This is a genomic window from Myxococcus sp. AB056 (assembly GCF_006547365.1).
Classification (GTDB): Bacteria; Myxococcota; Myxococcia; order Myxococcales; family Myxococcaceae; genus Myxococcus; species Myxococcus virescens.
Window position 1 is genome coordinate 23,767 of the sequence record NZ_VHLB01000090.1, and the last position, 12,303, is coordinate 36,069.

Consider the following 12,303-nt stretch of genomic DNA (forward strand, 5'->3'; position numbering starts at 1 on the left):
CCACACCGGCATCCGCGCCGGGCAGGGTGTGCACAGGCCACCCGTGACAAGGGAGACGGGCGCCATACTGCCCGGTTTGGGCGCATGCGTGCCACCTGCGTCTCTCGGTGGTGGGCGGAAACCCCTGCTCCCCTCCCTGCTCCCGTGCCAGGCCCCGCTCCCTCGTCCCCCAGGGCAGTCGCGCGCGGCGGCAACCAGGATGCACATGGTGGGTCGTATTTCCTCTCACAAGGAGAACCCCGCGATGGAAAGCCCGCTGTATACCGGAGAGGTCCGTACCGTCGGAGAGAGCATGGCGCGCAGCATCACCGACGCGGGCGCCTTCAAGATATTCATGGACGAGCCCGTGGAGTTGGGTGGCCGCAATGGCGCCCCCAGTCCGCTCGACTTCATCCTGGCCGCACACGCGGGCTGCCTGAACTACATGACCTTCTACATCGCCCGGGAGCTGGGCATCCCGGTGACGCGCACGGACATCACCGTGCGCGGCGCATTGGACCCGTCAACGTTCGCCGGCAAGCGCGGCGGCGCCCGCGCGGGCTACCAGTCCCTGGAGGTCACCCTCCAGGTCCACACGCCCGCGAACGCGGATCAACTCGCCCTCCTCAAGCGCGAGGTGGAGGCACGCTGCCCGGTGAGCGACAACCTCGCCAACGCCACGCCGGTGCACCTCACCTTGAAGGCCGCTACTTCGGAGGCGTGACGGGCACCGGCGCCACCAGGGGCGCGGCGCGGCCGGGCCGGGGGACGAGGAAGAGCAGCCGCCCCTTCTGCTTCATCATCCCCGCCGCCAGCTCCGCCTGCGGGCCCGCGCCCCAGAAGACGTCCACCCGGCCCGCGCCCCGGATGGCCCCGCCCGTGTCCTGGTTGAGTACGAAGCGCGACAGCGGCTTCCACTGCACGGAGCCATCCGCCATGCGCACCGGGCGCTCGGTGTGGATGAAGGCCAGGCCGCCCTTGGGGAACAGCCGCGCGTCCGTCGCGATGGAGCGCCCCGCCGTCACCGGCCGCCCGAGCGAACCCACCGACGCGGTGTTGAGGAAGCGGAAGAACACGTAGGACTCGTTGTGGTCGAGCACCCGGTGGCACTGCTGCGGATTCGCGGCCAGCCACGCGCGCAGCGCCTGCATCGACATCTCCTCCTTGGGGATGGCGCCCTCCTGGATGAGCAGCGAGCCGATGCTGCGGTACGGCTTCCCATTCGACGCGGCGTAGCCGATGCGGCGCCGGCTCCCATCCGGCAGCAGCAACGAACCGCTGCCCTGCACCTCCAGGAAGAAGAGCGCCACCGGGTCCTTGGCCCATGCCAGCTCCAGCTTCCGTCCGCTGAGCCGCCCCCCACGGATGTCCCCGCGCGACCAGTACGGCACCACCTTCCGCCCGTCGAGCCGGCCGAAGACACGCTCTGACTTGAAGCGCTCCGCGAAGGGCTCCAGCGGGACCTCAATCAAGTCGGACGGAGGCCCGTGGATGGGCACGTTGTACACGTCCGTGCGCGTCAGGCTCGCCTCGATGGTCGGCTCGTAGTAGCCGGTGAAGAGCACCTGGCCGTCCTCGCCTCCGGCGGCCTCCAGCGGCTCGAAGTCCTCCAGGACCAGGGTCCACAGCGCCTCCGGCGTGAGGTCCTCGCGAAGCCGCGCGTGCAGGCGCTCCAGGGCGGTCCGCAGCTCGGCGATGGAGACCTGCCGCGCGCCGTAGATGAAGCGGTGGTCGGACGGACGGCTCCGCAGCCACACGAGGCTCTCCGCGACGGCGGTCCGCAGGGACGCGACGTCACCGTCGTCCCGGGGCTCCATCTTGCGAGACAGGCCGATGAGCGCGTCCTCGGGCCTGGTGACGGGAGCGCGGGTGGGGCTCAGACAGGCCGAGGCGAGGAGCCCCAGCGCCGACAGTAGGAGGATTCGGAGGTGCCGCATGTCCATGTGGCTCCCCTACCTATCGCACCTGCCCCGATGGGCGAATGGGAACGGCGTGCGCCGGGATGGGCGAGCAGGCAGGCGTTGACGGCGGATGCCTGGGCCCCGGCGCCGGGCCGCGGGGAGCTACTTGGACTTGGAAGGTACCTTGAGCGAAAAGGCCTGCTCCCGTGGCGGGAAGATGGCCTGTGCGGCGCCAGAGACCAACGGCGAGGCGTCCTGCTGGAGCCGCGCCAGCCGGCCCAGCCGCTCAGGCGTCCATCCGCGCCCCGGCGCCGCGTCGTGCACCAGGCACCAGACCGCCACGCGCCGAGCCTCCGCGCTCGCGCTCGCGCTCAACCGGGCCTCCACCGCCTCCAGCTCCCCCTTGGGCAACATGCTCACGACGAGACGGCACGCCTCCAGGGCATCCGCATGGAGGAGGCCTGCCTCCCCCATCTGGACCAGCGTTTCAGCCAACTCCAGCGGTGACCGTGCCGCCATCACACATTGGATGTACAGCGGCGCCAGACGACTGTCCCGGGAGAGGACCCGCTCTGCCGCGCGCGCCGCCTGCATGTAGCTGGCGCGGGACTTCACCTCCACCGCCAGCAACTGCGTCACTGCGGCGTTCAGTGCGCGCCGGTCCAAAGCCACCGCCTCCAACATGCCCTCCAGCCGCTCCAGGTCGCGTTCGTTGGAGCGATGGAGCAGGGCCCTCATCGCCCAGCTCACCTCTTCATCGTATGGCGACGTCAGCCGAGCCCCACAGGCATCAAGGAAGGCGCGCTCCACATCCCTGACGGGGAGATACGCCGCGCGCGAAAGCAGGCCAATGCGCGCCTCCGGCTCGGGGCGAGCCAGCACCTGCCCGAGCAGCGCGGACAGCTTGCGGTCGGAGGTCTCGGTGAGGCGGTTCGCGGGGATGTCTCCCAGCCGTGAAGCCACCACCCAATCAGGGTCCTCCACAGCGCGGGCGAAGACGGCCCAGGTGGGCTCGCGCTCCAGGTGGTCCCAGAGCGCGCGCAGCAGGGCGATGCGCACGTCCCGATGCAGGCTCATTCCGTCCAACTCCAGGAGCCGCTCGTAGGCGGCCTCCACGCGCAGCTCCCCCAGCAGGCGCACGACCTCCTTGGCCACGGTGACTTTGGTGAGGGGGACGCCCGCCAGCAGGGACAGCACGCGCGCGGGAGGCATGCCGTTGAAGGCACGGCGCAGGCCATAGATGGCGATGCGCGCACGGGCATCCTCCAGGCAGCGCAGCAGCGTGGTCACGCCTTGCCCCTGGTCGCACCGGCCCAGCACCCGGATGGCCCTCTCCCGCACCACGGGCCGCGCGTCGTCCACCAGGGTGCACAGTCCCTCCATCGGCCCCCAGGTCAATGCCGCGAGTGTCGAGACACCCCAGAGCAACGTCGGCGTGTCTCGCTCCGGGTCCTCGACCAGCCGGCAGACCGCGTGCGAGTAGAGGGCGCTCTGCCGCGCGGTCCACCGGAAGAAACCGCGGTCATCGAACGCCAGCAACCAACCCGTCTTCTCCGTCGAGAAACGACCGGTGATGACGGGCGCGCTCAGGTAGGGCGTCAGCAGCTCCTGCCTGCGCCGATGCAGGTACGTGTTCACGACCGGGAAGCAGATGACGCTGGCATCGGCCTTGAGCAGCTCGGGCAGGAAGCCGTCGAAGGCGGCCCACGCCCGTCGCCGGAGCACCACCAGGGCGGAGTGCGCCTCCTTTCCCAGGCGAAGCGCGACCCGCTTCAGTCCGGAGCTCAGCTCGGGATGCAGCGGTCGCGCCGCATCCTCCGAGTGGGCCAACGCGATGACTTCGGAGAACCACCCCAGGTCGAGGAACCGCCGGACCGTGGCGCCCACGGTGGCTTCGAAGCCCGCGCGGTCGTGCTTGGACTGCCACTGGGCCATCCCCAGCGCCAGCAAGGGCCAGGGCGTCTCCTCCCGCATGGACACAATGAGTTCCCGCAGTCCCGCGACCAGACTCACACGAGCGCCCAGGCTGTTCACCAACTCGAGCAGCGGCCCGCCCCGCTCGCGCTGAGCCCATCCCCGGGCAATGTCCAGGAGCTGGGGCGCGGCGGCGCGCACCTCGTCATCGGTGAGGTACTCGCCCACGCGAGCGTTGAAGAGCCGACCACGCTCCTTGAGGAGGGTGGCCAGCCACGTCGCCCCCCATTCGGGGGCCCTGGCGAAGGTGCGCAGCAGCAACGTCTCCGCGAACTCCGCCGTCTGATAGGACAGGTCGGCCGCGTCCAGCGCGTCGCGCAACATCCGGCCCACCGCCTCGGTGTGCTCGCGGCGCCACACGCGGCGAGGCCACCGCACGAACGCGCCCAGCATCAGCATCCGCACGGGGTCCTGCTCGTTCTTGCGCGCCAACGCCAGCGGCAGGGCACGGTCCACCAAGGCGGGCTCGTCCGGACGCAGCCCGGGGATGGCCAACAGCGACGCCAACGCCATGCCTCGCACGCTGGCATCCGGGTGACCGATGTATCCCTTGAGCGCCGCCTCCGCTTCATCCCACGGCAGCAGGCATGCGTACCCCATGCGTTGCTCGGGCCGGGAGCCCAGGGCCACCACCTCATGGAGATGGCGGCGCGCCTCGCGCTCACGCAAATCGATGGGCAGCGCGGTCACCGTCTCCAGTGCGATGACGCCATCGCGGTTCCTCGCGGCGACGCTCCAGCGTGCATGGACGCGCTCCCGTTCGCGGACATCGGAAATGGAGCGGAGCAGCTCCGTCCCCCAGTCCGGCGCCACATCCACCGTGGCGCACCACGCCTCGACGACGACGCGGCGCGCGGTCTCGGAGAGCCGGGGGAGCAGCGTCTTCGCATCCCCCAGTGAGCTGGGAGCATGACGAACGAGCCACGCGAGCGAGTCCATGCTCAACCGCGCGGCGGCGCGGGCAAACTGCCCCTCGAAGGGGGCCGCGTGCTCGTGCCGCTGGAGCAGCGACACGGCAGCCTCGGGCCGATGGAGCGCCAGGCAATGCCAGTCGTCATAGGTATCGGGATGGATGCGGCGGGAGAGCAGCAGCTCGAACAACTCCAAGGCCGCGTCGGGGGCCTGGTCAGCGATGCGATGCAGGTACGCGTTGAGGGACATGCGCGTCACCGGATCGGGCTCGCCCGTCACGGCCCTCAAACGTGCGGCGAAGACCTCCGCGAGGATGCCGGGGGCGTTGTGCGCCATCCGACTCCAGAAGCGCACACTGGGGCGCGCCAGGGCGCTGGGGAGGTGACGGCGAATGCCCTCGGACGTCGCCAAGGGGACGGCATCCGCGAAGTCAGGCACGCCCGTGCAGGTGGCCAGCCAGTCGAGATACGCATCGATGACGGCCTGCCGCCGCGTCTTCACGAACCCCCGGAGGAGTCCCTCCTGGCGGCGAACGGCGCACGCCATCTTCAGGGCCTCCAGCGCCTGGGCGTCGTCACAGGCCAGGGGCACCAGTCGGAAGGCCAGAGAACGAACACGAGCGGACGCATCGGTGGTGGCGGAGAGCACCTGCCCCCCATCGCGCCAGGTGAACTGGGCACACAGGGCGAGGTACCGCTCGAAGGCATCCCCTTGAGACAGCATCCCAAGCAACTCGCGGACGCCAGGGTTCGTCGGCGCCAGGCGCCCCAGTTCCACCATCCTGCGGACGCGAGCATCGTGGTGGATACCGGACAGCTCGTCGCGCAACTCGGAGAGGCGAGGCTCGTGCATGGCCGCGGGAGACTGCCCGACGTTCCCGCGCCTGACAAACGACCGCCCCCCTTCAAAGCCTGAGCAAAGCGACCCGCCCGCGCGCGGGCTCCAGCGACTCCGCGCGCGAAGACGGGCTGGGGCGATACAGACTCAGATGAAGTAGTCCGGGAGCAGCTCCGCCCCGGGCACCAGCTGGTACTTGTCGAAGTCCGTCACGCCCACGCCGCGGAGGACCTCCTCGTCGATGCAGAAGTTGCCGGTGAACTCGCGGCTCGGCTTGGTGAGGATGGCGTAGGCCGCGTCCGCCATGATTTCCGGCGTCCGGCAGCCGCGGATGGTCTCCTCCCCGCCCAGCAGGTTCTGCACCGCCGCGGTGGCGATGACGGTGCGCGGCCAGATGGCGTTCACCGCGATGCCGTCCGAGCGCAGCTCCTCCGCCATGCCCAGCACACACATGCTCATGCCGAACTTCGCCATGGTGTACGCGACGTGGGGCGCGAACCAGCGCGCCTCCATGTTGAGCGGCGGCGAGTTGTTGAGGATGTGCGGATTGCTGGCCTTCTTCAGGTACGGGATACACGCCTGCGAACACGCAAACGTGCCGCGCGTGTTGATGCCGTGCATCAGGTCAAAGCGCTTCATCGGCGTCTCGAGCGTGCCCGTGAGGCTGATGGCGCTGGCGTTGTTCACCAGGATGTCGATGCCGCCGAAGGTCTCCACCGCCTTGGCCACGGCGGCGGCAATCTGCTGCTCGTCGCGGATGTCCACGACACAGGGCAACGCCTTGCCACCGGCCTTCTCGATTTCCTCCGCCGCCGTGTAGATGGTGCCGGGGAGCTTGGGGTGCGGCTCCGTCGTCTTGGCGGCGATGATGATGTTGGCGCCATCCCGGGCAGCGCGGAGGGCAATGGCCTTGCCGATGCCACGGCTGGCACCGGTGATGAACAGCGTCTTTCCCTGGAGATTGGACATGGGGTGTCCTCCTATCACGAACGAGCGGACGGCTTCCGAGGCGCCACCTGGGCGACGGGCGCCATCACTTCGCGCCCTCGGAGAATGCGCGCTCGATGAGCATCTGCATGGGCGCGTGGGCCGGTAGCGTGCCAAACGTCTGTCCATGCGCTCCGCCCAGGCGGGACTCGCAGAAGGCATCCGACACGGCGGTGTTGCCCGCGCGAATCAGCAGCGACGCCTGGAGCGCCAACGCCAGCCCTTCCACGATGGTGCGCGAGCGCGCCTCCAGCGAGTCCGTGTTGGCCAGCTCCTTGCCCAGCCGCGCGGTGGCCTCGTCGTAGGCGGGGTGCCCGCCCTGCGCGGCCAGGAGCTCGGCGAAGAGGGCTTCCCGGCTGGCCGGCTCGCGCGACGCCGCGCGCAGCACGTCCAGGCACTGGATGTTGCCGCTGCCCTCCCAGATGGAGTTGAGCGGGGCCTGCCGGTACAGGCGCGGCAGGTTCGTCTCCTCCACGTAGCCCGCGCCGCCCAGGCACTCCTGCGCCTCGTTGACGAAGGAGGGCGTGCGCTTGCACACCCAGTACTTCCCCACCGCCGTGGCGATGCGGCAGAACGCGGCCTCCTTCTCGTCCCGAGGCGTGGCGTCCACCGCGCGGGAGACGCGCCCGGTGAGCGCGACGTGGGCCTCCAGCTCCAGCGCCAGGTCCGCCAGCACGTTGCGCATCAGCGGCTGGTCGATGAGCCGCTTGCCGAACGCCACGCGGTGGCGCGTGTGGTGGATGGCCTGCACCAGCGCCTGACGCATCTGCCCGCTAGAGCCAATCATGCAGTCCTGCCGCGTCAGCGCGACCATCTCCAGGATGGTGGGGACACCGCGGCCCTCCGCGCCCACCATCACCGCGTAGGCACCATGAAGCTCCACCTCCGAGCTGGCGTTGCTCCAGTCGCCCAGCTTGTCCTTCAGCCGCTGGACGCGGATGGCATTGAGCGCGCCGTCCGGCGTGAAGCGCGGCATCAGGAAGCACGACAGGCCCCCCTCCGCGTGCGCCAGCACCAGGAAGGCGTCGCTCATGGGCGCGGAGAAGAACCACTTGTGGCCCACCAGCGCGTAGGGCTGCCCGGGCCCGCGGCCTTCACCCAAGCGGTGCGCCTTGGTGGTGTTGGTGCGCACGTCGGAGCCACCCTGCTTCTCCGTCATGCCCATGCCAATGGTGGCGCCCGACTTCTGCGCGGCGGGGATGAAGCGGCTGTCGTAGGACGCCGAGCGCACGCGCGGCAGCCACTCCATCGCCACCTCCGGCTGGTGGCGCAGCGCGGGCACTGACGCATACGTCATCGTGAGCGGACAGCTCGTCCCCTGGTCCGCCTGGTTGTGCAGATAGAAGAGGGCCATGCGCGCCACGTGGGCGCCGGGCTTGTCCTCGTTGCGCCAGGCGAAACCCGACACGCCGTGGGCCATGCCCAGCTCCATCAGCCGGTGATACGCTGGATGGAACTCCACCTCGTCTCGGCGGTTGCCATAGCGGTCGAAGGGCCGGAACTTGGGCTTGTTCTCGTTGGCGAGGAACGCCAGCTGCTGCATCTCCCCGCCCACCACGGGGCCGTACTTCGCCAGGTCGGCCTCCGCCCAACCGCCGCCCTCGCGGGCCACCACCTCGCGGAGCACGGTGTCCGTCGTCCACGCGTCGTACTCGAGCAGCGGAGGCTGGTTCGTGACTTCGTGCGTGAGGAAACCGGCGGCAATGGCGTTGCGTTCCGTCATGATGAAGGTCCTCCTGGGGACGATGCCCGGTGCCCCTGAATTACCGTGAACACGCGCGGCAGGCCATCGCAACCCGAGGGGCGGCTGCGGCGTGTCACCGCTTCTTCGCCTGCTCCAGCTCCTCGACCAGCAGCTCCGAAACCTTCCGCACACGCGGTATGTCGAGCGCGGACTTCGCACAGACCAGGTGCAGCTCGCTGGTGGCATAGGGCCCCAGGTCCAGGTCGAGCGGCACGAGGCTCCGCTCCCGAACGAAGCGGTGCCGCAGGTCGCCCAGCACCATGGCCCCGACGCCTGCCTCGGCCGCGGCCAGCATCACCAGGTAGTTGTCAGCGGTGAACACAGGCGAGAAGCCGGGGATGATGGACTCCAACTGGGGATTGGGCGGCGTCGCATCGAACGGCGGCGCCCAGGCCACCCACGGAATCTGCTGGAGCGTGGGCCGCCTGGGCAGCTTCGCCTTGAGCGACTTCGCCACGAAGACGGCGTTGCGAATCTGCACGCCATAAACGCGCTTCAAGTCCGCGTTCGGTGGGCACCGGGCTCGCAGCGCGAGGTCCGCCTCGCCGCGCCCCAGGTCCAGGTACTGAATCCCGGAGAGCACCTCCAAGCGCAGCCCCGGGTGCTTCTTCGCCACCGCTCCCGAGAAGGGCGCGAGGAAGTCGAAGCACAGGTACGGCGCCGCCGTCACGCGCACCAGGCCGCGAGGCGACGTGTCCGACGACTCCGCCGCGCGGTGCAGCTCTCCGGCCCACTCCGCCATCTTCTTGGCCGGTAGCACCAGCCGCTCGCCCGCCACCGTCAGCACCGCCCCATCCACGCCTCTGCGGAACAGGGAGGCGCCCACCGCGTACTCCAGCGCTGCCAGCCGCCGGCTCACCGTGGGCTGACCGATGCGGAGCCGCCGCGCCGCCCCACTGAAACTGCCCGTCTCCGCGATGGCGAGGAAGAGCCGCGCGTCATCCCAGGAGATATCCATGAATGCATGACCTCATGCCTGAATCGCCATTTTCCATCCATTCTCGCATCGCTACCTTGCGCCTGTCTCGACGTGCAGGAGCCCCACCATGCGGAACCGTTCCCTTGCCCTCTCGTTCGCCACCGTGCTCGCCACCGCCGCCCTCACGGGCTGCGCCGTCACCTCACATGGCGTGCAGCCCTCCGCGCTCGGCAAGGCGCGCCCTTCGTCGGAGCTGCTCCCGATGCTGACGCAACCCGGCCCCGTGGAACTGGAGACGGTCGTCTCCTGCGACTGGGCCGTGGAGCGCGGCGGCCTCATCAACCTGGACCACCCCACCGCGAAGCGCGCGGGCCTGGAGGACGGGGATGAACCGGTCCAGGTCTTCTTCCACGCCCTCCGCCACCCGGAGAAAGGCCTCTTCATCGTCGACACCGGCGTGGAGACGGCGCTGCGGGACGCGCCGGAGAAGGCCGCCATGCGCGGGCTCGTCGCCAGCGCCATGAACATGGAGAAGATGACGGTGCACGCACCGCTGGGTGAGTGGCTGGCGAAGCAGCAACAGCCGCTGGCGGGCGTGTTCCTCACGCACCTGCATCTGGACCACATCACCGGCATGGCGGACGTGCCCGCCGGGACACCCGTCTACACCGGACCGGGTGAGGCCTCCGACCGCGCCTTCGTGAACCTCGTCGTCCAGGGCAACAGCGACCGGGCCCTGGCCGGCAAGCCGCCGCTGTCGGAGTGGACCTACGCGCGGGAGGACGCCGGCCTGTTCGACGGCGCGGTGGACATCTTCGGGGACGGCTCCGTGTGGGCGCTCTGGCTGCCCGGCCACACGCCCGGCACCACCGCGTACCTGGTGCGCTCCACGAAGGGCCCGGTGCTGCTCGCGGGGGACGTCAGCCACACCCGCTGGGGCTGGGAGCACGACGTGGAGCCCGGCTCGTTCAACAACGACGCGGACCGGGCCACGGTGAGCTTCAAGAAGCTGCGCGCGTTCGCCCATGCGCACCCCGAGGTCGAGGTGCGCATGGGCCACCAACACTGACGCGCGCGGGCCTCAGTTCCGGGTGTGCTGCCGGAAGAAGTCCCACATGATGGAGGTGCCGTCCGGCCCGGACGGGTCGGCGAAGGGATAGCGCGAATCCCCGCCGGGCCAGGCGTGGTCCATCCCCTGGATTTCGATGTGCCGCGCCACCAGCGAGCCGCCGTAGACGTAGTCCTCCACCGTATACGCGCGCCCGCCGGGCACACTGGCCCGCGTCACCTGCGTGGCCACCGGACGGATGCTGTCGTTGGCCACACCGTCATCGCCGTAGTCGCTGGTCTGGAGGAACTGCCGCGTCGCCTGCCGGCCGTTGACGATGTTGACGACGCTGTCCTTCGTCCCGTGCACGACGAGCACCGGCACCGTGTGACGCGGACGGCCCGAGCACTCCCACGCGTCCCGGCCCCGGTCATCCGGGTGGTAGATGCTGCCGAAGAGCATCGCGAAGCCCGTGCCCGAAATCGTGGTGGCCGCCTTGTACATGGCGCCCGCGCCAATCATCCCCGCGGCGAACACGTCCGAGTAGCAGGCCAGCAGCGTGCCCGTAAGCACCGCGCCGGAGCTGACGCCGCCCACGTAGATGCGGCGCGCATCCACCGCGTAGTGCCGCTTCACCTGCTCCACCATGCCCACAACGAGCGCGGGCTCACCGTGGCCTCGCGTCTGGTTGAGCACCAGCATGAAGTTCCAGCACTGCGTGGGGTTCGCGAACGTCGCCTGGTTCGGGTACAGCACCAGGAACTTCTCCGCGTCCGCCTTCTCGTTGAGGCGCGAGAGGCCGGCGAACTGGCTCGGGTTCTGGAAGCAGCCGTGCAGCGCCACCACCAGGGGCAGCGGCGTGTCCGCCTGGTAACCCGTGGGCACCCAGAGCTGGAAGCCCCGAGTCCCTTCGATGCCATGGACCCAGGTGCCGGCGCGCGCGGGGGCCGCGGCGGTGAGCGTGAGGACGGCGAGCAGCAACAACCCCGTGCGCGAGCACGTGACAGCGTTCCGCTTCATTGGCTGACTCCTTCGGGGTGGGGGGACCACGCTCAGCCCGGCTGCCGCGCATCCGCCGCGGCGTCCTCGACTCCGGCCAGGAAGGCCTCCACTGCGTCGGCGACCTTGTCGGGCTGGTCATGCGGTGACGCATGGCCGGAATCACTCAACACCTGGAGCCGTGCGTTCGGCAGCAGGTCCACATAGGCCTGCTTCGTGGACACGGGCGTGTAGTCCCTGTCGGACGCGAGCACCAGCACTGGGCAGGTGATGCCGCCCAGGTGCCGCATGACGCTCCACCCCACCAACCCCTTCGTCGCGCGCAGGTACGCGTCCGGGTCGTTGGCGCTGAATATCTCCCGCGCGCGCTGACGAAGCGCTTCCTGCTCAGGCTTGGGGAAGAGCTTGGGCGCCAGGACCTTCGCCAGCACCGAGGGCCCCAGCAGCTTCAGCAGCGTCAGGCGCAGGCCGAACTCGAACTTGCGGCGCAGCGTGCGCGCCACCAGCTCCGGCCCGCTGTTGACGATGACCAGGCTGCGCACCAGCTCCGGCCGGTCCACCGCGAGCTGGAACCCCATCATCCCGCCCATGGACAGGCCCACCACGTGGACGCCGGTGAGCCCCAGCGCATCACACAGCCCGGCGATGTCCCGGGCGAAGCGCGGCACGCCATAGGCGCCCGGCGGCTTGCCGCTGCGGCCATGCCCCCGCGCATCAGGCACGATGACGCGATGGCGGCCCGTCAGTCTGGGTGCCACGGACTCCCAGTCCCGGCCAGAGGAGCCAAGCCCGTGAAGAAACAGCACGGGGGTGCCCTCACCCGATTCCTCGAAGTAGAGGGAGAGCTCCTCGAGCTGGAGCAACGGCATGTTCGGACCCCAGATTCAGGTAGGAAGCGTGTCGAACCGCAGGTCCGAAGCTACATGAACGAACGTTCGTTTTTCAAGAGTACCATATGAGCACCTCCCCCCGCTCTCGCCTGCGCGCCACGGCCGCCCGCCTC

At 69.7% G+C, this 12,303-nt stretch carries 9 protein-coding genes; 2 read left to right on the forward strand and 7 right to left on the reverse strand.

Features of this window, described 5'->3' with window-relative positions; genetic code table 11:
- Window positions 1-244 precede the first annotated feature (244 nt).
- The gene (locus tag FMP39_RS29730; protein WP_141593480.1) at window positions 245-703 is read left to right on the forward strand and encodes an OsmC family protein; all 459 of its coding nucleotides are present in this window, start codon (window positions 245-247) and stop codon (window positions 701-703) included.
- On the opposite strand, the gene FMP39_RS29735 is transcribed toward FMP39_RS29730, so the two are convergent.
- From FMP39_RS29735 to FMP39_RS29755, 5 genes are all read right to left on the reverse strand, one after another.
- Window positions 687-1,922 (reverse strand): murein transglycosylase A, encoded by a 1,236-nt coding sequence (locus FMP39_RS29735; RefSeq protein ID WP_141593481.1) that lies wholly within the window; start codon window positions 1,920-1,922, stop codon window positions 687-689. The genes FMP39_RS29730 and FMP39_RS29735 overlap by 17 nt on opposite strands.
- Before the next feature lie 120 nt (window positions 1,923-2,042).
- Window positions 2,043-5,618, reverse strand: a complete 3,576-nt coding sequence (locus FMP39_RS29740; protein WP_228558451.1) for a hypothetical protein — start codon at window positions 5,616-5,618, stop codon at window positions 2,043-2,045.
- 132 nt (window positions 5,619-5,750) lie between these two features.
- A complete protein-coding gene (locus FMP39_RS29745; protein ID WP_011557229.1) occupies window positions 5,751-6,572 on the reverse strand; it encodes an NAD(P)-dependent oxidoreductase in 822 nt (273 codons plus the stop codon).
- A 64-nt stretch (window positions 6,573-6,636) separates the two neighbouring features.
- The gene (locus FMP39_RS29750) at window positions 6,637-8,313 is read right to left on the reverse strand and encodes an isovaleryl-CoA dehydrogenase (RefSeq protein ID WP_141593482.1); all 1,677 of its coding nucleotides are present in this window, start codon (window positions 8,311-8,313) and stop codon (window positions 6,637-6,639) included.
- 94 nt (window positions 8,314-8,407) lie between these two features.
- Window positions 8,408-9,292, reverse strand: coding sequence for a LysR family transcriptional regulator (locus tag FMP39_RS29755; protein WP_141593483.1), 885 nt, complete (start codon window positions 9,290-9,292; stop codon window positions 8,408-8,410).
- A gap of 88 nt (window positions 9,293-9,380) precedes the next feature.
- Between FMP39_RS29755 and FMP39_RS29760 the strand changes: the two genes are divergently transcribed.
- On the forward strand, window positions 9,381-10,322 hold the full coding sequence (locus FMP39_RS29760) for an MBL fold metallo-hydrolase (protein ID WP_141593484.1): 942 nt from the start codon (window positions 9,381-9,383) through the stop codon (window positions 10,320-10,322).
- Between the two features lie 12 nt (window positions 10,323-10,334).
- On the opposite strand, the gene FMP39_RS29765 is transcribed toward FMP39_RS29760, so the two are convergent.
- Window positions 10,335-11,321 carry a PHB depolymerase family esterase gene (locus tag FMP39_RS29765; RefSeq protein WP_141593485.1) on the reverse strand — a complete coding sequence of 329 codons (987 nt, stop codon included), beginning with the start codon at window positions 11,319-11,321 and terminating at the stop codon, window positions 10,335-10,337.
- A gap of 32 nt (window positions 11,322-11,353) precedes the next feature.
- Window positions 11,354-12,169, reverse strand: coding sequence for an alpha/beta fold hydrolase (locus FMP39_RS29770; protein ID WP_141593486.1), 816 nt, complete (start codon window positions 12,167-12,169; stop codon window positions 11,354-11,356).
- Window positions 12,170-12,303: the final 134 nt, after the last annotated feature.